Raw genomic sequence first — 20,496 nt, 5'->3', positions numbered from 1 at the left:
AATGCGCATGTTCAGATCGCTCCACATACCCCCCGAATGGGTCTGGCTGGAGAGCGTCGCCGTCGTCTCCGCGGCCGTCCTCGTCGCGCTGGTCGCGCATTGGCTGACGATGCGGATCGGCGGCCATGCGCAGCGGCGTTCGACCGCCAAGACCGACGGCCTCGTCCTCGCTCGCGTCCGCCGCCCGCTGCGCGCGGTGTTCGTCTCGGTGTCGGTCGCATTCGTCGCGCGGATCCTGCCGATGGACAACGACATCGAGGATCTGTGGAAGCAACTGCTCGGCTTCCTCGTCCCTGCGCTGCTTGGCTGGCTCGCGGTCGCGGCCCTTCGTGCGTTCCAGGACGTCATCGAGATCCGCGCCGACATCTCGGTCGAGGACAATCTCCGCGCCCGCCGCAAGCGCACGCGCGCCGCGATCCTGGGACGCATCGGGACGTTCTTCATCATCTTCATCAGCGTCTGCCTGATGCTGCTGAGCGTTCCCGGCATCCGCTCGATCGGCGTCACGTTGATGGCGTCGGCGGGTATCGCCGGCCTGGTCGTCGGTGCCGCCGCGCAGCCCGCGCTGAAGAACCTGATCGCCGGCGTGCAGATGGCCTTCACCGAGCCGATCAGGATCGACGACGTGTTGATCGTCGACGGCGAATGGGGGCGTGTCGAGCAGATCAACCTGACGTTCGTGGTCATTAAGATCTGGGACGAACGCCGCCTTGTCGTGCCGGTGTCGAAGTTTCTCGAGCAGAGTTTCCAGAACTGGACGCGCGAGACCAGCCAGCTGATGGGGTCGGTGTTCTGGTATCTCGATCCGTCCGCGGACGTGCCACGGCTGCGCGAGAAACTGGGGGAGATCGTCACGTCCAACCCGCGCTGGGACAAGCGGTTCTACAACCTTCAGGTCACCGACGTTAAGACGGACTGCATCGAATTGCGTGGGCTGATGACCGCCAAGGACGCGGCGATCGCGTTCGACCTGCGCTGTGATGTCCGTGAGGCGTTGCTGAAGTATATCCGCGAGGAAATGCCGGAAGCGATCCCGCGCAACCGCCTGCTGATGGCGCCGGACCCGGTGGGTCGAGCCTAACTTCCCCCCTCCCAGGAAGGGAGGGGCCGGGGGTGGGTCGGCTTCCGCATAGTCCCAGGCGTATGGGGTAAAACTGGCAGACCCACCCCCAACCCCTCCCTTTCAGGGAGGGGGGCAAGAAATTAGGCCCCCTCCTGTTCAGAGGGCCAAGAAATCAGGCCTCGACGTGCTCCGGCACCGCCTCGAGCGCCGTGATGAACAGCTCGCACCACCACATCACGTCCTCCTTGCGGACGTTGTCGATGAGCTTCTCCCACCGCGCCTTCCGCTCGGCGAGCGGCATCTTCAGCGCCCGGTCGATCGCGTCGGACATTTCCTCGGGGCTGTACGGATTGACCAGCACCGCGTCCTTCAACTGCGTCGCCGCACCCGCGAAGTGCGACAGCACCAGTACGCCCGGATCCTCGGGATCCTGCGCCGCGACATATTCCTTCGCGACTAGGTTCATCCCGTCGCGCAAAGGCGTCACCAACCCGACGCGAGCCGCGCGATAAATCCCCGCCAACACGTCGCGCGGGAAGCCCTGGTTGACGTACCGGATCGGCGTCCAGTCGATGTCCGAATATTCGCCGTTGATCCGCCCCGACATCGAATCGAGGTTCGCGCGAATCTCCTGGTACGTATCGACTTTCTCGCGCGAGGGCGGCGCGATCTGAAGCATGTAGACCAGCCCGCGCCGATCCGGATGCGACCCGAGAAAGCGCTCATAGCCCGCGAACCGCTCGGCCAGACCCTTCGAATAATCGAGCCGGTCTACGCCCACGATCAGGCTGCGACCGGTCGCGGACATATACATGCGCTCCTTCGAATGCCGTGCCGCGTCGCTGTTCGCCGACTTCTCGAAGTCCGCGGTTTCGATCCCGATCGGCGTGGTGATCGCCTTGATCGTGCGGTCGCCGACCGTTACCCAGCCATCCTCGCCGACCACGCCGTCGAGCTGGCTCGTGACATAATGCAGGAAGCTGTCGAGCCAGTCCTGCGTCTGGAACCCGACCACGTCGTACGCGAACATCGATTCGACCAGCGCACGGTGGCTGGGCAGCGACAGCAGCATCGCCATCGGCGGCCACGGGATGTGGAGGAAGAAGCCGATCTTGTTCTCGACGCCCAGCTTGCGCAGTTCGCGACCGAGCGGGACGTGGTGGTAATCATGCACCCACACCAGATCGTCGGGCTCGATCAGCGGCAGCACCGTCTCCGCGAACCGCTTGTTCACGCGAGCATAGCCGCTGGAGAAATCGCGCTCGAACTCGGTCAGGTCGATCCGGTAATGGAACAGCGGCCACAAGGTCCGGTTCGCATAGCCGTTATAATATTCGTCGAAGTCCTGCTCTTCGAGGTCGATCGTTGCGGTGGTGACGCCCTTGCCCTGCTGGAAATTGATGTGCCCGGTGAAGGTCTCGGTGGTCTCGCCCGACCAGCCGAACCACACCCCGCCCTTTTCGCGCAATGCGGCAAGCAGCGCGACGGCAAGGCCGCCCTGGTTGCCCGAAGGCGCATCGACCGACTGGACGCGGTTCGAGATGACGACGAGGCGGCTCATCGGACGGCACTCCACGGCTTGCTAAGCAAGACCGCGCAATTGATCAGCCCGACCAGCGAATAGGTCTGTGGATAATTGCCCCACAGCTCGCCGGTGTTCGGATCGATATCCTCCGACAGCAGCCCGGCCGGCGTACGTCGCGCGACCATCTCGTCGAACAACTCGCGCGCATCGGCGGTCCGGCCGGTCGCGTGCAGCGCCTCGATGAGCCAGAAGGTGCATACGTTGAACGCGGTGTGCGGCAGGCCGAAATCGTCCTCGGTCGCATAGCGCAGCATATGACTGCCGCGACGCAGCCCTTCCTCGACCGCCTTCAGCGTCGACTGGAACCGCGGATCGTCGGGCGCGAAGAAGCGCAGGTCGAGCAGCTGGATCAGGCTTGCGTCGAGGTCGTCACCACCGAATGTCGCCGAGATACGCTGCGTGTCCTCACGCCACGCCGACGTCTCGATCGTGGTACGGATCGTGTCCGCGCGTGCGTTCCAAAAGGTGCGGCGATCCTCGAGCCCGAGAACTCCGGCGGCATTGGCCAACCGATCGCACGCCGCCCAGCACATGGCGGCGGAATAGGTATGGACGTGCGCCTTGGTGCGCAGCTCCCAAAGCCCGGCGTCGGGTTTGTCGTACGTCTCCCAAGCACGGTCACCGACCAATTCGAGGCTCTTGAAATCCTCTTCGCTCGACATCCGGAACAGCCGCTTGTCGAAGAACGCCTGGACGTCGGACAGGATGATCTGGCCGTACGCGTCGTGCTGGATCTGCTCGTACGCCTGGTTGCCGACACGCACCGGACCCATCCCGCGATAGCCCGGCAGGTCGCTCTCGATCCGCTCGATCAAGATGGCTTCGCCGCCAACACCGTAGAGCGGCTGGACATGGCCGCCCTTCGATGCATCGACGATGTTGCGCAGATATTCGAGATAGCCCTCCAGCACGTCGAGCGCGCCCAGCCGGTTCAGCGCCTGCACCGTATAATAGGCGTCGCGAATCCAGCAGTAGCGATAGTCCCAGTTGCGCTCAGAACCCTCATGCTCGGGGATCGACGTTGTGAGCGCAGCGACGATCGCGCCGGTTTCCTCGTGCTGGCACAGCTTCAGCGTGATAGCGGCGCGGATGACGACGTCCTGCCACTCGACCGGCGTCGCGAGCCCGCGCACCCAGTGGCGCCACTCGTCCTTGGTCCGCGACAGCATCGCCTCCGCCGCCTCGTGCAGCACACCCGCGAAACTCTCGTCGGGGCCGAGGAACAGGTGCATCTGGCGTTCGAGCCGGAACCAGTTCTCGCCGACGATATGCCCGACCGGCGCATCCGTCGTCAGCCGCAAGGTCTGGTCGTCCATCAGAAAACGGATGTGGTTCGACCCCTGCGTATGCTCGGTGGGCTTGCCCCAGTTGGTCGCGACGCGCATCCGGATGCGGATCCGCGGCGAGCCGGCGACCGGCTTGACGATCCGCACGAAGCTGGTTGGGCGATAGGTGCGGCCTTCGCGGACGAAGCGCGGGCAGAAATCGATCACCTCGACCGCGTTGCCAGCCTCGTCCTCGTGACGCGTCACCAGGATCGGCGTGTTGCGGATATAGGCCTGCGTGGTCTTCGCGCCGCCTTCGAGTTCGATCGCCCAGAACCCGGTCTTGGGCGCATCGCCCCCGAGCAGGGCGCAGAATGCCGGGTCGCCATCGACGCGCGGTACGCAGCCCCAGACGAACGTGCCGGTCTTGTCGATCAGCGCGGAGACCTGACAATTGCCGATCGGCCAAAGGTTCATGTCGGCTTTTTGGGTAGGTGCGGTCATCGTGTTTCCAATATGGCGGCAATCCAGTCACGGAGCGCGGCAACGTCGTTCAGGCGGTAGGCGGCTGCGGTCGGGCGCGGCTCGCCGATGAGAATGCCCGCACCACCAAGGGCACGCGCGGCCTCGAAGCCGTCTTCGTCGGTGACATCGTCGCCAAAGAAGTACGGCATGCTTCCTGCCATTGTCGGCGCTGCGATCAATGCGCGCAAGGCCGCACCCTTGTCGCCGGGGGTCCGCAGCTCGACCATCATCTTGCCGCGCTGGAGCGTGAGGCCGTGGGTGGCGGCGAGATCCTCGGCGAGGCGGACGGCGTCGGGTTCGAACGCGGGCGACATCCGGTAATGCAGCCCGGCGCCGAGGCTCTTGGCTTCGTAGACGAGCCCGTTGGCATCGGCGAAGGCGCGCAACACCGCGGCGGCGGCCTCGAGCGAGGCGGGGCGTTCGGCTGCGATATGGCCGTCTTCGGGAGTGCGACGTTCCGCGCCGTGGCTGCCCGCAACCGCGAACAGCTGCGCGTGGCGACCGAGCATCGCATCGAGCTGCGTGATCGAGCGCCCGCTGATGATCGCGACGCGTCCGGGGAAGCGCTCGGCGAGCGTATCGAGCCGGTCGAGCAGGCGCTGGTCGACCAGGACGGCATCGGGGGTCGGCGCGAGATCGACGAGCGTCCCGTCGAAATCGAAGAACAGACTGACATTGTCGAGGGCCAAAGGTGGCGGATCGAGCACGGCAAGCGGCGGCGCGAGGACATCAGTCGCGGGCTGGCGTTCGGCTAGCATGATCCCCCAACCCGCAGAGGTGCCGCTACGTTCCGCTGCACTGCAAAATTGGAACGGAGCCGGTTCGATTATTTTTCGGTGCGGTTTTGGGGAGGGGGAAGGGGCGTGGCTCGCACCTCTACCGTTCTCCCGCCAAAGCGGGAGCCCAGGATCAAGCAGCGATACGCTCGTAACCCTGGGCTCCCGCTTTCGCGGGAGAACGGCGTAGGGGATCAACGGCATGATAACCCCACTGAGATTCCGCGGACCTCACCAACCCCGCTGGCACCACCCCGGCGAAGGCCGGGGCCCAGTTGGGGGACGGTGATGATACGCGCTGCGCTCCATGACCTCCGACGTTCCAATTGGACCCCGGTCTCCGCCGGGGTGGCTGTAGCCGGGATGACTGGGGCGGAGCGACATCCGGCGCCGGCCCACCTTCGGGAATCTTCTCCCCTCCCTGGAAGGGAGGGGTAGGGGGTGGGTCGGCTTCCGCATCACGCGACGCCAGTGGCACGAGCGGACCGACCCACCCCCAGCCCCTCCCTTCCAGGGAGGGGAGAAAGACAGGCCTCGTCTTCCCCCGATCCCGTCTTCCAACCCCAGAGATAGGATAGTAACCGACGACGCCGACGCATCGCTTGGCGTCCCACACCCCCTCCAATCCACCCCGCCTGCGACACCTCGCGACACAAAACCGCTGGACTAGCAAACGCCCGTTGGTCATGCCTGCCGCCCATGTCCCGCGTCAGCGCCTTCCTTCTCGCACCCGTCCTATCGGCAGGCGTCCTGCTCGCCGGCTGCACCGTCGGGCCGGACTATCGCCCAAAGGCGGCGGCCGAACTCGGCGTCCCCGACGCATACTCGGTCACCCCCGAAACCAAGCCCGAAGACCTGACCCGCTGGTGGCAGAAGTTCGACGACCCCGTCCTCGGCCAGCTCGTCGAGCAGGCCGCCGGCGCCAATCTCGACATCGCACAGTCGGTATCCCGCCTCCGCCAGGCCCGCGAAAGCCTGCTCCAGAACCGCGCTTCGCTGCTCCCCACGGTCAACGGCTCGGCCGGCTACCAGCGCAACGAGAATGTCCGCGGCGGCGGGCGCTCGTTCACGCTGCCCGACGGCACCGTCGTCGACACCGGCGGCGGCGGCGCGAACAGCTTCACGCTCGGCGCCAGCGCCAGCTACCAGGTCGGCGTCTTCGGCGAGATCCGCCGCACCGTCGAGGCCAGCCGCGCCGAATACGCCGCGTCCGGCTACGACTACGCCACCGTCCTGATCTCGGTCGAAAGCGAGGTCGCGCGCAACTACGTACTCGCACGGCTGTATCAACAGCAGCTCGCCAACGCCCGCGCCTCGCTCGCGATCCAGGACGACAATCTCGAAATCGCCGGCTTCCGCGTCCAGGCCGGCCTAGTCTCCAGCGTCGACGCCGAACAGGCGCGTGCCCAGCGAGCCCAGACCGCCGCGACGATCCCCAGCCTCGATCAGCAATACGCCGCCGCCGTCGCGCGCATCGGCGTGCTGACCGGCCAAGCCCCCGGCACGCTCCGCACGATGATGGCACCCGCCAAGGCGATCCCGACCGGCCCCGCCGCGGTCGGCGTCGGCATCCCCGGCGACACGCTGCGCCAGCGCCCCGACATCCGATCCGCCGAACGCGCGCTTGCCGCCGCCACCGCGCGGATTGGCGTCGCCAAGGCACAGCTCTATCCCGCGCTCGCGATCACCGGCAATCTGAATACCAACGCGACGTCGATCGGCAACATCGGCGACGCGATCACCGGCAGCCTGTTCGCCGGCCTGACGCAGGCGATCTTCAACGGCGGGCGTCTGCGAAGCCAGGTCCGCACCAGCGAAGCCGCCGCCGACGGTGCGCTGGCGCTTTACAAGTCGACGGTGCTGACCGCGCTGGAGGACGTCGAGAACGCCGTCGTCGCGCTCCAGACTGCGCAGGAACGCGAGCGCCAATTCGCGATCGCGCTCGATGCGTCGAACAATTCCGCGATCCTCAGCCGCAGCCAATACCGCACCGGCCTCACCGATTTCACCACGCTCAACCAGCAGGAAACCGCGCTCCTGTCCGCACGCAACGGCGCGACGCAAGCGCGCGCCGATGCCGCGACCGCGTTGATCGCACTCTATGCCGCACTCGGCGGCGGCTGGGACTCCACCGTGATCCCTGAAGCGCCCCAATCCAATCCAGAGGCACGCTGATGGCCGACGCATCGATCGACGACTTCCTCGGCGTAAAACCGCAGGCCCCCTGGAAACGCTACATAAAGTGGGTGGTGATCGCGGTCGGCGTGATCCTGCTCTGCCTGCTGCTCGCCAAGTGCTTCGGCGCGAAGGAGCAGACGCAATATTCGACGCAGGCCGCCCAGCGCGGCAACCTGACGGTCACGGTCTCGGCCACCGGCAAGCTCGCGCCGACGACGCAGGTCACGGTCGGTTCGCAGCTGTCAGGCCTCGTCACCAAGGTCGTCGTCGACGTCAACGATCGTGTCGTCGCCGGCCAGCCGCTCGCGTTGATCGATCCAGAGCAGCTCGACGACCAGATCCGCCAGACCAGCGCTCAGCTCGCCGCGAATCAGGCGCAGGTCGCCCAGGCGCAGGCCACCGTCGCCGAAGCCCGCGCGCAGTTGAACCGCCTCGAAGAAGTCTCGCGCCTGTCGGGTGGCCGCGTTCCGTCGAAGACCGAGCTCCAGACCGGTCGCGCCGACTACGCGCGCGCCGTCGCGGCGCAAAAGGTCGCCGAAGCGAACGTCGCCGCCAGCCGCGCGCTCCTCGCGCAGAACCAGACGCAGCGTGCGCGCGCGATCATCCGTTCGCCGGTTACCGGCGTGGTGCTCGCGCGCCAGATCGACCCTGGCCAGACGGTCGCCTCGTCGTTCAACACGCCGACTTTGTTCGTGATCGCCGAGGATCTCACCAAGATGAAGCTCGAGGTTGCGATCGACGAGGCGGACGTCGGCGAGGTCAAGATCGGCCAAAAGGCCAGCTTCACGGTCGACGCGTTCCCCGGCCAGACCTTCCCCGCGACGATCAGCCGCGTCGATCTCGGCTCGAACCTGACGGTCAGCTCGGCGACCTCGTCGAGCACCACGACCACGACGTCGACCACCGGCCAGGTCGTGTCCTACGCGGCCGACCTCACCGTCGCGAACCCGTCGCTGACGCTGCGTCCCGGCATGACGGCGACCGCGGACATCGTCACCTCGGACAAGCGCAACGTGATGCTCGTCCCCAACGCCGCGCTGCGCTTCAAGCCGACCGCGGCGACGGGCGATGCAGGTGGCGGCATCGCCGGCTCGCTGACCTTCCGGCCGCGTCGTGGCGGCGGCGGGGCCGAGCGGACCGCGACGCTCGGCCGCGGCGCGCAGCAGACGATCTACGTCAAGGGTGCGGACGGCACGCCGCAAGCCGTGCAGATCACTACCGGCGACACCAACGGCACGATGACCGAAGTCCTGTCGGGTAATCTTCAGCCCGGCGCGCAGGTCATCACCGGACAGTTGGCCAGTGGGTCGGATGACACCAAGCGCAGCGGCGGCGGCGCCCGTCGCTCGGGCGGCGCGAGCAAGGGTGGGGGCGGTGGCCAGTAATCCGCCCTCGCTGATCAGTCTGCGCGGCGTCACCAAGACGTACGGGCAGGGCGCGACGATGTTCCAGGCGCTCAAGGGCGTCGACCTCGATATCGCGGCGGGCGATTTCGTCGCGGTGATGGGGCCGTCGGGATCGGGCAAGTCGACGACGATGAACATCCTCGGCTGCCTCGACGTGCCGACCGACGGGACCTTCCTGTTCCGCGGGTATCATGTGGAAACGCTAGACCGCGACCAGCGCGCGCTGCTCCGTCGGAAGTATCTCGGCTTCGTGTTCCAGGGCTTCAACCTCCTCTCGCGCACCTCCGCGCTGGAGAATGTCGAATTGCCGCTGCTCTACCGCGGCGACGAGAAGCGAACGCGACGGGACGCGGCGATGGCGAGCCTCGAGACGGTCGGCCTCGCGGACTGGTGGGACCACACCCCGGCGGAACTGTCCGGCGGCCAGCAACAGCGCGTCGCGATCGCCCGCGCGCTGGTGACCAGCCCCGACGTGCTGCTCGCCGACGAGCCGACCGGCAACCTCGACAGCGAACGCTCGGTCGAGATCATGCAGTTGCTGACGCGCCTCAACGCGGAGAAGAACATCACCGTGCTGATGGTCACCCACGAACCTGACATGGCGGCGTTCGCGCGTACCGTTGTCCACTTCAAGGACGGCTTGGTAGAACGAATCGAAAGCCAGCACCGCCAAGGCGAAAGCGTAGAATCGTGAGCGGCACCACTTCTTCTCCCCTCCCGCAAGCGGGAGGGGCCGGGGGTGGGCATGCGCTCACGCCGAACGCGACGGCAGCGATGGTGGTCCCGCGCACTTCGACCGTTGCGCTTGCCGTTAACGCGAGCCCACCCCCCAACCCCCTCCCGCAAGCGGGCGGGGGAGCAGAAGCCTCGCGCGGGGAACCAGTCTAATGTTCGGCACCACCCTATCCCTCGCACTCCGCTCGATCCGCCGCCACCTCCTGCGGTCGTTCCTGACCATCCTCGGCATCGTCATCGGCGTCGGTGCGGTCGTGACGATGGTCACGCTCGGCAAGGCGACGACGGCGGCGGTCCAGCAGTCGATCTCCGCACTCGGCACCAACATCCTCCAGATCCGCCCCGGCCAAGGCTTCGGCCGCGGCGGCGGCGGGCCACGTCCGCCGGACTTCAAGCCCGAGGACGTTGACGCGATCGCCAAGCAGACCGCCGGCGTCACCGCGGTCGCGCCGCAAGCGCAGGCCACCGCCACCGCGATCTACGAGGGCGCGAACTGGTCGACCACGATCAACGGCACCACCTCCGCCTATTTCCAGGTCCAGCCCTGGCCGCTCGCCGCAGGGCGCATCTTCTCGCCCGTCGAGGAAGCCGCGGGCAAGGCCGTCTGCATCATCGGCAACACGGTCCGCACCAACCTCTTCCGCGGCGGCGACGCAGTCGGCCTGCGTATGAGGATCGGCGCGATCAGCTGCGACGTGGTCGGCGTATTGTCAGCCCGCGGCCAGGCCGGGTTCGGCGGCGATCAGGACGATGTCGTCATCATGCCTATCAAGGCGGTCCAAAGGCGCTTCACCGGCAGCCGCGATATCCGCCTGATGCTGGTCGGCGTCGATCAGAAATTCTCGACCGCGACCGTCCAGGCCTCGATCACCGACCTGCTCCGCGAACGCCGCACGATCACCGCGGGCAAGGAAGACGACTTCAACATCTTCGACACGAAGCAGATTTCGGACACGCTGACCGGCACCACGACGTTGCTCACTGGCATCGTCGCCGCGGTCGCCGGGATCAGCCTGGTGGTCGGCGGGATCGGAATCATGAACATCATGCTGGTGTCGGTGACCGAGCGCACGCGCGAGATCGGCATCCGTTTAGCTATCGGCGCGGTCGCGCGCGAGGTGCTGATGCAGTTCCTCGTCGAGGCGATCGCGCTGTCGTGCCTCGGCGGCGTCATCGGCCTCGTCATCGCGCAGCTGGCGATCGCGATCATCGCACCGTTGATCAAGGTCCAGTGGATCTTCGTGCCCGAGATCAATATATTCGCGTTCGTCATCTCGGCGGTGATTGGCGTGGTGTTCGGCTATTTCCCGGCCCGGCGCGCGGCGGCGATGAACCCTATCGACGCGTTAAGGCACGAGTGATCGCCGCCTTGGGATCGTGGACCAGCGCCTGCAGCCGGTCGAGATCCTCGGGCGTATCGATATCGATCAGCTCGGCGGGCGCGGTCACGACGTGCCGCCCCGCCTTCACCAGGTCGCGCGCACCCGCATCGCCGTCCAGCGTCAGCAGGAAATCGAACCGATCGCGCCCGAACAGGGCGGGGGGGCTCGGCTTCTCGCCATCGCTCGACGCGACAACGGCGTCCGCGCTGTCGGCGGCATCAAGCATCCGGTAGATATGCGCCGCGGTCACGCGCGGCATGTCGGCGAGCGCGATCAGCACCGCCTCCGCGCCTTCGTCCTTGGCGCACTGCACGCCGAGCTTCACCGACTGCGACATGCCCGACGACGGATCGTCGTTATGCACGACTTCGAAATGATGGCTGATGAAGTCGAGCTTGCAGCCGTCGGTGACGACTAGCCGGCGCTTGAACGGAATGTTCTCGAACGCGGTGACGACATGCATCCCGAGCGGCTTGTTGAGGAACGGCACCTCGAGCTTGTTGGGGATGCCGAACCGCTCCGAGCGGCCCGCGGCGAGGAGTATGAGGAAGACGTTTTCAGCGGCGATCATTGAACGCTCCTATCATCGCCGCCGCGACCGACAGCGCGATTTCCGATGGTCCGATCGCGCCGATGTCGAGCCCGACCGGCGCATCGATCCGGTCGATGTTCTCCGCCGTAACGCCTTCCGAGGCAAGCCGCTCGCGCCGCGCCGCATGGCTCTTGCGGCTGCCGAGCGCACCGACATACGCGGCATCGGACGCGAGCGCCGCGATCAGCGCGGGGTCGTCGATCTTGATGTCGTGACTGAGCGTCACGACCGCGGTCGAGGGGCCGGGACGGAGCGCGGCGATCGCCTCGTCGGGCCAGCGATCGTCGAGCGTCACGCCCGGAAACCGCTCCTCGGTCAGGAAGCGCGCACGCGGATCGATCACCACCGTCTCGATCCCGAGTTCGCGCGCGAGCCCGGCCAGAGCCTGCGCGATCTGCACCGCGCCAACGATCAGCAGCCGGCGCGGCGGATCGTAGCGGTTTACGAACACCTCGCCCGTTTCCAACGGCCGCGCGTCACTGTGCCCGGTCGCGAGGTCGGTCGTCACCGTCAGCGCATCGCCCTGGTCGCGCGCATCGGCGATCCGGTCGAACAGCTCTGGATCGAACCCTTCGGCCGACACCGGCTGCACCATCACCGCGATCTCGCCGCCGCACGGCAACCCGACTTCCCACGCCGCCGCATCCGCAACGCCGTAGTTGCGCACCTGGAACGGCGCGCCCGCGATCACCTCGGCAGCGGTGGCCAGGATATCGCTCTCGACGCACCCGCCGGAGACCGATCCCTCGAACCGCCCATCGGCATGGACGAGCATATGGCTCCCCTTGGGTCGCGGCGCCGAGCCCCAGGTCGAGACGACCGTGGCGATCGCCATCCTCTCGCCCTTCCAGGTCTTTGCAGCAGCGAGCACGCTATCGTTTTCGGCCATGTCTCGTTCTCTTTCTATTCCTCCCCGCACACGGGGAGGGGGACCAGCGCAGCTGGTGGAGGGGGCCAGCCGCAGACGTTACGCTTGGGGTCGCCCCCCTCCACCACGCCAAGAGGCGCGGTCCCCCTCCATGTGCCGGGGAGGATCAGATGGCGGGCAACCCCTCGAGAAGCTTGTCGAGCGTCACCGGAAAGTCGCGAACCCGCACCCCCGTCGCGTTATAGATGCCATTCGCCACCGCAGCCCCCGCGCCGGAAATCCCGAGCTCCCCAACGCCCTTCGCCCCAACCGGGTTCGCGGAGTCGTCGATCTCCTCGATGAAATGCACCTCCAGCTGCGGAATGTCGGCATTCACCGCGACATGATATTCGCCGAAATCGGGGTTCACGAACGCCCCCGTCCGCGTATCGACGATGCCCTCTTCGCTCAGCGCATAGGCGATCCCCCACGCCATCCCGCCGGTGATCTGGCTCGTCGCGGTCTTGCGATTGAGGACCCGCCCGACGTCGAACACGCCGAGCATCCGCCGCACGCGCGTCTCGCCCGTCACCGCGTTCACCGCGACCTCGACGAAATGCGCGCCGTGGCTCGCCTGGCTCGTCCGCTTGCTCTCGGCACCCGGCCCGGTCTTGCCCATCGCCACGATCGGTTCGCCGCGCACCAGATCGGCAAGCTTCACCGATCGCCCGCCAGCACTCACGCAGCCGTTGTGCAAGCTCAGATCCTCGGGCGCGGCATTCATCCGCAACGCCAATTCGCCAAGGATATCCTCGCACGCCAGCACCACCGCCGAACACGCGCTGCCAGCGCCGAACGACCCGCCCGACCCCGCGCTCGGCGGGAAGTCGGTATCGCCCAGTCGCACATTGACCTCGGCCACCGGCAGCCCGAGCATCTCGCCCGCGGTCTGCGCAAGGATGGTGTACGTCCCCGTGCCGATATCGGTCATGTCGCACTCGACCGTCGCGCGGCCATCCGCCTCCAGCCGTACGCGCGCCTGCGCCTCGACGGTGAAGTTGCCGCGCAGGCTCGCCGCCATGCCGATCCCGACCAGCCACTCGCCGTCGCGCACCGATCCCGGCGCCGGCACCTTCGCCGGCCAGCCGAACCGCTCGGCGCCTTGCGTATAGCAATCGAGCATCCGCCGCGTGGAGAACGGCTTGCCGCTCACCGGATCGGTCTCGGGCTCGTTGCGCCGCCGCAGTTCGATCGGGTCGATCCCGAGCTGCTCGGCCAGTTCGTCCATCGCGCACTCGACGCCGAACGTCCCAACCGCCTCGCCCGGCGCCCGCACCGCGCCGCTCGCAGGCAGGTCGACACGCACGAGGTCGGTCTTGAACCGCCGCGCGTCGCCCCGGTACAGCGGCAGCGTCCCGAACGGCACCGGCTCGAGAAACTCGCCATCGTCGTTCTGCGCGACGACACTTTCATGCCCCATGCCGAGGATCACGCCGTGCTCGTCGGCGGCGATCCGGATCCGCTGCGTCGTGTGCGAACGATGATGCACCATGTATGCAGTCTGGCGACGGGGCAGGGCGACCTTGACCGGCCGCCCGACGACCTCCGCCGCGATCGCTGCGAGGATCGCCTCTGGTCCGACCCCGGTCTTGCCCCCGAACCCGCCGCCGACATACGGGGCTAGGACACGCACCTTGTCCGCATCGATCTTCAGCGCTTTCGCGATAGTCTTCCGCGCGCCGCCGATCACCTGGTTGCTCGATCGCACGGTAAGCTTGTCGCCCTCCCACCACGCGGTGGTCGCATGCGGCTCTAGCGCGGCGGGGAAATGGACGGGCGTCGTGTAGGTCCGGTCGAACGTCACCGCCGCGTCCGCCATCACCGCGTCGAGATCACCATTGTCGATCGGCGGCAGGAAGCCGATCTTCGGCGCGGTGTCGATCGGCTGCGCCTCGACGTCGAACCGGTTCTCGCCCGCCTCGGTACGGACCACGACCAGCGCCGCGGCATCGCGCGCGATCGCCTGGTCCTCCGCTACGACGATCGCGACCGGCTGGCCGAGGTGAAGGATGACATCGGTATCGAACTTCGGCATCGCCCGCGAATTGGCTTCGCCCGCTGGCATGCGAGCGTCGTTATGGATGATGGCGATGACGCCGGGCAATGCCTCGGCGGCACTCACGTCGATACCGAGGATGCGCCCGCTGCCTACGGGCGTACCGACGATCGCCGCATAGGCAATGCCCTCGGGCGTGCCTTCATACGCATAGTCCGCCACGCCGGTGACTTTCGCCGGCCCCTCGATCCGGTCGAGCCCGAGCCCGAGAACGCCCTGCTTCGCGCGGTCGAGACCACCCGGCCGAAACGCCGCATCCATTACGTGTTCGTTCATTCTGCGGTCCTCGGGTGGAGGGATGGATATGGGTGTCAGAGGAGGATTTGCTAACCACCCTCCGTCACCCCGGACTAGTTCCGGGGTCCACCGTTCCGCGAACTCGCCGTTGATGAGTGTGCGGAACGGTGGATGCCGGAACGAGCCCGGCATGACGGAAGAGGGGATAATCGGCCTCGCCCCAACGTTTCCCCGCGAAGGCGGGGATCCAGGGTTACGGGCGATACCGCTTTTGGCTCCTGGGCCCCCGCTTTCGCGGGGGAACTAGAAGGAGGCAGGGTACTTTCCCCTCAAACAGCCGGCAACTGATCCAGCAGCTTGTCGAGCGTAATCGGGAATTCCCGCACCCTAATCCCCGTCGCATTATACACTGCGTTCGCCACCGCAGCACCAGCACCCGAGATGCCCAACTCGCCGATCCCCTTCGCGTGGATCGGGTTCGCATGCACATCGCGCTCGTCGACGAAGTGGACGTCCATCTGCGGCACGTCCGCATTGGCCGGCACGTGGTATTCGCCGAGATCGTGGTTCACCAGCTTGCCGGTCCGTGTGTCATGCACGAGGTCCTCGGTCAGCGCCGTGCCGATCCCGAACGTCATCCCGCCCAGGCACTGCGACCGGGCGGTTTTCGCGTTGAGCACGCGCCCCGCCGCGAATGACCCGAGCATCCGCCGCACCCGCGTCTCGCCGGTGATCACGTTGACCGCGACCTCGGCGAAATGCGCACCGAACCCGGCCTGCGACGTCTCCTTCTCCTGCTTGCCCGGCTTGATGTGCCCGGTAGCCTCGAGACCCTTGCCGACCAGCTCGCCGATCGGCGTCGAGCGATTGTCGCCGATCGCCTTGCCGTCCTTGAGCGTCAGGCCGTCCTCGTCGACTCCCGCCGCCTTGGCCAGCTTCCCGCGCAGCATCTCGCACGCCAGATACACGGCAGTACCCGAAGACGCCGCACCCCACGAACCGCCCGAACCAGCGGCCGGAGGATCGTTGGTATCGCCCAGCGACATCGTGATGTTCTCGACCGGAATCCCGAGGATCTCCGACGCGATCTGCGCCAGGATCGTGTAGCTGCCGGTGCCGATATCGGTCATCGCCGACGACACGGTAGCCGAGCCATCCGGATGGATCTCGACCTTGGCGGACGATTCCATCATCATGTTGCCGCGCACCGCCGAGGCGACGCCCATGCCGATCAGCCACTCGCCCTCACGGCGCGTGCCGGCCTTCTGGCGCTTGTCCCACCCGAACTTCTTCGCACCCTCGTCGAGCGCACGCGTCAGGTTGCGCGACGAATACGGCACCTCCTTCTCAGGATCGATCTTCGGATCGTTGCGCTTGCGCAGCTCGATCGGATCCATCTGGAGCTTCTCGGCCAGCTCGTCCATCGCGCCTTCCAGCGCGAGCATCCCGACCGCCTCGCCCGGCGCACGCATCGAGCCCGACAGCACGAAGTTCACATCGACCACCTCATGCGTGATCAGCCTGTTCTCACCGCCGTACAGCAGGTGCGTGCCGATGCCCGCCGGCTCGAAATAATCCTCGGTCGGCTGGTTCGACGTCAGCGTCTCGTGACCGATCGCCAGCAACTTGCCATCGGCATCCGCCGCGAGCCGCACATGCTGCTCGGTATTCGACCGCCGCACCGTCGCCTCGAACACCTGCGGCCGCGACATCACCGCCTTGACCGGACGGCCAAGCTGCTTCGCCGCGATCGCCGCCGCGACGCTCTCGGGTGCGATGCCGAGCTTCGACCCGAACCCGCCGCCGATATAGCGCGCGATGATCCGTACCTTCTTCTCCGACAGCCCCAGCGACTTCGCCAGCTGCTGCGCATCCGACGTCGGCATCTGGTAGGCGCCGTACAGCGACAGCGAGCCGTCCTCTTCCCACACCGCGGTCGAGGCATGCGGCTCCATCGCCGCCGAATTCTGGCTCGGCGTGGCAAAGGTCGAATCGATCGTCACCGCGGCCTCGGACATCGCCTTGTCGACGTCGCCCTGCTTGAAATGCGCGGGCGTCGCGTCGTCCGGCGGCGTCCGCGTCTCATCGCGGTGCGCGGCGAAGTCGTACTGTCCCTCGGCCTGGTCATATTCGATCGGCAGGCGCGCCGCCGCATCGCGCGCGACCTCGAAGCTCTCGGCGAGCACGATCGCAACGATCTGGCCGAAGAACGCGATGTCCTTCACGCCCTGCGTCGGTGCATCGGTCGCGCCGCCCTGCGCCGAGACGCGGATGAACTGGTCGAAATCGGTGACGACGTCGATCACGCCGGGGATCGCCTTGACCGCATCGACGTCGATCGAAACGACCTTGCCCGCCGAGATCTTCGTCCCAACCAGCACGCCATACGCCATGTTCGCGAACTGGTATTCCGCGGCATAGGTCGCCGTGCCCGTGACCTTCAGCGGACCGTCGATCCGGTCGAGCGGCTTGCCGATGACGCCCTGGACGCCCGTATCCAGAAGACTGTCCGGATGCGGCTTGTCCATCGTCAGGCTATTCGTGGTGCCAAGACCAAACATGCTTATGCTCCCGTGACGTTGCGCAGCGTCGCGATCAGCGTGCGACGGGCGAGGGGGATCTTGAAGTCGTTCGAGCCATAGCCCTTGGCATCGGCCAGCAACGCGGTCGCCGCCGCCTCGAATACGGCATCGGACGGCGCCTTGCCGACCAGCGCCGCCTCGACCGCCGGGTTGCGCCACGGCATCGGCCCGAGCCCGCCGAACGCGAGCGAGGCCGATGCGATCACGCCGTCCTGCACGTCGACGATCGCCGCCACCGAGACGAGCGCGAACGCATACGATGCACGGTCGCGCACCTTGCGATATTCCTGCTTGCCCTTGACCGGCGCCGGCAGCTCGATGTGCGTGATCAGCTCACCCGCTTCGAGCGCGTTCTCGATATGCGGCGTATCGCCCGGCAGGCGATAGAAATCGTGGATCGAGATCCGCCGACGATCGCCATCCGCCTTCAGCGTCACGATCGTCGCGTCGAGCGCGCGCATCGCCACCGCCATGTCGCTCGGGTGCGTCGCGATGCAGTGCTCGCTCGTCCCCAGCACGGCGAGGATGCGGTTGAAGCCGCCGATCGCCGAACAGCCGCTGCCCGGCTCGCGCTTGTTGCACGCCGCCGCAGTGTCGTAGAAGTAATAGCACCGCGTCCGCTGGAGCAGATTGCCCCCGGTCGACGCCTTGTTGCGCAACTGCCCCGAGGCGCCCGCCAGCAACGCGCGGCTCAGCACCTCGTACTTGGCGACGACACGACGGTCGGCAGCAAGATCGCTGTTCGGCACCAATGCACCGATCGTCAGCCCGCCATCCTCACGCTCCTCGATCTTCGCGAGATCGAGCCGCGAGATGTCGACCAGCTTGTCCGGCGTCTCGACCTGCAACTTCATCAGGTCGAGCAGGTTGGTACCGCCCGCGATGAACTTTGCGCCGCTCGTGTCGATATCCTTGACCGCAGCCTCGGGCGTCGCGGGCTTCTCGTACGTGAAGGTCTTCATGCCACCAGCTCCCCGCGCGCGTTGGCTTCCATCGCGGCGTCCTTCTCGTCTGCGGTCCGGCCTGCGGGCTCGGCACCACCGACTTCGCGGATCGCATCGACGATGTTCGGGTAGGCGGCGCAACGGCACAGATTGCCGCTCATCCGCTCGGAAATCTCGGCATCGTCGAACTTCGGATCGGTCAGGTCGCCCGATGCATGGCTGGCCCAGCCCTTCTTGACCTCGTCGAGCATGCCGACCGCCGAACAGATCTGCCCCGGCGTGCAATATCCGCACTGATAGCCGTCGTGCCGCACGAATGCGTCCTGCAGCGCGTGCAGGTTGCCCGGCTGGCCGATCCCCTCGATCGTCGTGATCTCGTCGTCCTGGTGCATCACCGCGAGCGTCAGGCAGGAATTGACGCGGCGCCCGTTGATCAGCACGGTGCACGCGCCGCACTGGCCATGGTCGCAGCCCTTCTTCGAGCCCGTCAGCCCGAGATGCTCGCGGCAAAGGTCGAGCACCGACGTGCGAATATCGGGCTCGGCGTCATATGATTGACCATTGATCGTGAAATGCATGGCGGTGCCCCTGGTTGAATGTGCCGGGAATGTACGGATTTCGAGGACTTAACGCCGATGCGCCCGATCGTTTCCTATTGCGACAAGCTCTCACATATCGGTGCGCTGGCGCTCGTCGCGGCAAGCGGGCAAGCTGCCGCGATGATGCCAGTTTCCATGCCTTTGTCGCCCCCAGCCCCCTCCGCTATAATCGTGATCGCGCACCGCGGTGCGAGCGGGCTCCGGCCCGAGCACACGCTGGCGGCGTACTCGCTGGCGATCGACCAGGGCGCGGACTTCATCGAGCCCGATCTGGTGCCGACCAAGGACGACGTCCTCGTCGCGCGCCACGAGAACGACATCGCCGAGACGACCAACGTCGCCGACCATCCCGAGTTCGCCAGCCGGAAAACCACCAAGACGATCGACGGCGAGACCATGACCGGCTGGTTCGTTGAGGATTTCACGCTCGCCGAACTGAAGACGCTGCGTGCGAAGGAACGCCTGCCCAAGCTGCGCCCCGCGAACACCGCCTATGACGGCCAATTCGCAATCCCGACGCTCGCTGAGATCATCGCGCTCGCCAAGCGCCGCACGGCCGATACGGGCCGGACGATCGGCATCTATCCCGAGACCAAGCATCCGACCTATTTCGCGAAGATCGGCCACCCGACCGACGCGAAACTGGTCGCCGAACTGCGCGAGGCCGGCTGGGACTCGGCCAAAGCGCCGGTGTTCATCCAGTCGTTCGAGGTCGCCAACCTCCAGCGCCTCCACAAGATGACGAAAGTCCGCCTGATCCAGCTTATGGACGGGGAGGGCGGTCCTGCCGACGGCGCACAGCCGAGCTACAAGGCGATGATCACGCCCGAAGGCCTGAAAGCTGTCGCCAGCTACGCCTACGGAATCGGCCCGAACAAGAGCATGCTCTGGACCGACGCGACGCCGACCACGCTGGTCGCCGACGCGCACGCCGCGGGGCTACGCGTCCACCCCTGGACCTACCGCGCCGAAAACTACTTCGAACCGACCCGCTTCCGCCGCGGCACCGACCCCGCAGCCCACGGCGACATCGCCGCGGAGATCGACGCCGGCCTTGCACAAGGTATCGACGGTTTCTTCACCGACTTTCCGCTATACGGGGCTCAGGCGCGCGACCGGGCGCGTGCAGGAGTAAAGTAAATGCGTAAGGTTCTTCCCGTACTCGCGGTGCTGCCGTTCCTCGTAAGTGGCTGCATCAGCACCGCAACCTCGATCGTGAAGGCACCATTCCAGGTCGCCGGCAAGGCGGTCGACTGGACGACGACCAGCCAGGAAGAATCGGACCGCAACTACGGCAAGAAGATGCGCAAGCAGGAAGCCGAAGAGGGCAAGCAGCGCAAGGAACTGGCGAAGCGCTGCAATAAGGACCCGCAGCGTTCGGAGTGCGGCCAGTACCAAGGCTACCGCGCCGGGAATTAATCCCGACCCCAACCCCCAAACACCACCCCGGCGAAGGCCGGGGCCCAATTGGGGGACGTTGCTGACGACGGACTGCGCACTGTTACCGCTGCTTCCCAATTGGGCCCCGGCCTCCGCCGGGGTGGTGGCGTGGGGATTTGGGATACCGCATCCTGCCCCCAACTTGTTCTCCCGCGAAGGCGGGAGCCCAGTCAGGGTCCCCGCCTTCGCGGGGGCAAAACAAACAAAACACCCCCCACACCGAA

Annotated in this window: 16 protein-coding genes; 7 read left to right on the top strand and 9 right to left on the bottom strand. The window is 66.6% G+C overall.

From position 1 onward, the window contains the following. Nucleotides 1–7 precede the first annotated feature (7 nt). A complete protein-coding gene (locus H8S47_RS04310) occupies nt 8–1,081 on the top strand; it encodes a mechanosensitive ion channel family protein (protein ID WP_187502690.1) in 1,074 nt (357 codons plus the stop codon). Nucleotides 1,082–1,235: 154 nt separating this feature from the next. Here H8S47_RS04310 and H8S47_RS04305 read toward each other — a convergent pair whose 3' ends face one another. The 3 genes from H8S47_RS04305 to otsB are packed head-to-tail and all read right to left on the bottom strand — an operon-like array spanning nt 1,236 to nt 5,196. Beyond that, a complete protein-coding gene (locus H8S47_RS04305) occupies nt 1,236–2,624 on the bottom strand; it encodes an alpha,alpha-trehalose-phosphate synthase (UDP-forming) (protein WP_187502689.1) in 1,389 nt (462 codons plus the stop codon). Further along, nucleotides 2,621–4,417: a glycoside hydrolase family 15 protein gene (locus tag H8S47_RS04300; RefSeq protein WP_187502688.1), complete on the bottom strand. Its 1,797-nt coding sequence runs from the start codon at nt 4,415–4,417 to the stop codon at nt 2,621–2,623. The genes H8S47_RS04305 and H8S47_RS04300 overlap by 4 nt, the downstream gene beginning before the upstream one ends. Continuing rightward, complete coding sequence (gene otsB, locus H8S47_RS04295; RefSeq protein ID WP_187502687.1) at nt 4,414–5,196, bottom strand: trehalose-phosphatase; 783 nt, start codon at nt 5,194–5,196, stop codon at nt 4,414–4,416. The genes H8S47_RS04300 and otsB overlap by 4 nt, the downstream gene beginning before the upstream one ends. A gap of 717 nt (nt 5,197–5,913) precedes the next feature. On the opposite strand from otsB, the gene H8S47_RS04290 reads away from it, so the two are divergent. From H8S47_RS04290 to H8S47_RS04275, 4 genes are all read left to right on the top strand, one after another. After that, entirely contained in the window at nt 5,914–7,389 is a 1,476-nt protein-coding gene (locus H8S47_RS04290; protein WP_187502686.1) for an efflux transporter outer membrane subunit, read from the top strand. Next, on the top strand, nt 7,389–8,777 hold the full coding sequence (locus H8S47_RS04285) for an efflux RND transporter periplasmic adaptor subunit (RefSeq protein ID WP_187502685.1): 1,389 nt from the start codon (nt 7,389–7,391) through the stop codon (nt 8,775–8,777). The genes H8S47_RS04290 and H8S47_RS04285 overlap by 1 nt, the downstream gene beginning before the upstream one ends. A 58-nt stretch (nt 8,778–8,835) precedes the next feature. Continuing rightward, nucleotides 8,836–9,492: an ABC transporter ATP-binding protein gene (locus H8S47_RS04280; protein WP_398457776.1), complete on the top strand. Its 657-nt coding sequence runs from the start codon at nt 8,836–8,838 to the stop codon at nt 9,490–9,492. 193 nt (nt 9,493–9,685) lie between these two features. Continuing rightward, entirely contained in the window at nt 9,686–10,894 is a 1,209-nt protein-coding gene (locus tag H8S47_RS04275; RefSeq protein WP_187502683.1) for an ABC transporter permease, read from the top strand. Here H8S47_RS04275 and H8S47_RS04270 read toward each other — a convergent pair. From H8S47_RS04270 to H8S47_RS04245, 6 genes are all read right to left on the bottom strand, one after another. Beyond that, nucleotides 10,869–11,486 carry a nucleotidyltransferase family protein gene (locus H8S47_RS04270; RefSeq protein WP_107952042.1) on the bottom strand — a complete coding sequence of 206 codons (618 nt, stop codon included), beginning with the start codon at nt 11,484–11,486 and terminating at the stop codon, nt 10,869–10,871. The two genes, H8S47_RS04275 and H8S47_RS04270, sit on opposite strands and share 26 nt — an antisense overlap. Further along, nucleotides 11,473–12,396, bottom strand: coding sequence for an XdhC family protein (locus tag H8S47_RS04265; RefSeq protein ID WP_187502682.1), 924 nt, complete (start codon nt 12,394–12,396; stop codon nt 11,473–11,475). Before H8S47_RS04265 ends, H8S47_RS04270 begins: the two co-directional genes overlap by 14 nt. A gap of 145 nt (nt 12,397–12,541) precedes the next feature. Next, entirely contained in the window at nt 12,542–14,746 is a 2,205-nt protein-coding gene (locus H8S47_RS04260) for a xanthine dehydrogenase family protein molybdopterin-binding subunit (RefSeq protein WP_187502681.1), read from the bottom strand. A 290-nt stretch (nt 14,747–15,036) separates the two neighbouring features. Next, the gene (locus tag H8S47_RS04255) at nt 15,037–17,268 is read right to left on the bottom strand and encodes a xanthine dehydrogenase family protein molybdopterin-binding subunit (protein ID WP_187502680.1); all 2,232 of its coding nucleotides are present in this window, start codon (nt 17,266–17,268) and stop codon (nt 15,037–15,039) included. A gap of 2 nt (nt 17,269–17,270) precedes the next feature. After that, complete coding sequence (locus H8S47_RS04250; protein ID WP_187502679.1) at nt 17,271–18,251, bottom strand: FAD binding domain-containing protein; 981 nt, start codon at nt 18,249–18,251, stop codon at nt 17,271–17,273. Continuing rightward, complete coding sequence (locus H8S47_RS04245) at nt 18,248–18,811, bottom strand: 2Fe-2S iron-sulfur cluster-binding protein (protein WP_082441359.1); 564 nt, start codon at nt 18,809–18,811, stop codon at nt 18,248–18,250. Before H8S47_RS04245 ends, H8S47_RS04250 begins: the two co-directional genes overlap by 4 nt. A 144-nt stretch (nt 18,812–18,955) precedes the next feature. On the opposite strand from H8S47_RS04245, the gene H8S47_RS04240 reads away from it, so the two are divergent. Both H8S47_RS04240 and H8S47_RS04235 read left to right on the top strand, forming a co-directional pair. After that, on the top strand, nt 18,956–19,972 hold the full coding sequence (locus H8S47_RS04240) for a glycerophosphodiester phosphodiesterase (protein ID WP_187502788.1): 1,017 nt from the start codon (nt 18,956–18,958) through the stop codon (nt 19,970–19,972). After that, complete coding sequence (locus H8S47_RS04235; protein ID WP_132740250.1) at nt 19,973–20,251, top strand: hypothetical protein; 279 nt, start codon at nt 19,973–19,975, stop codon at nt 20,249–20,251. It abuts the gene before it with no gap. Nucleotides 20,252–20,496: the final 245 nt, after the last annotated feature.

It is taken from the genome of Sphingomonas albertensis, assembly GCF_014358075.1.
GTDB lineage: Bacteria > Pseudomonadota > Alphaproteobacteria > Sphingomonadales > Sphingomonadaceae > Sphingomonas > Sphingomonas albertensis.
This window is presented reverse-complemented; position numbering and strand designations above follow the sequence as displayed.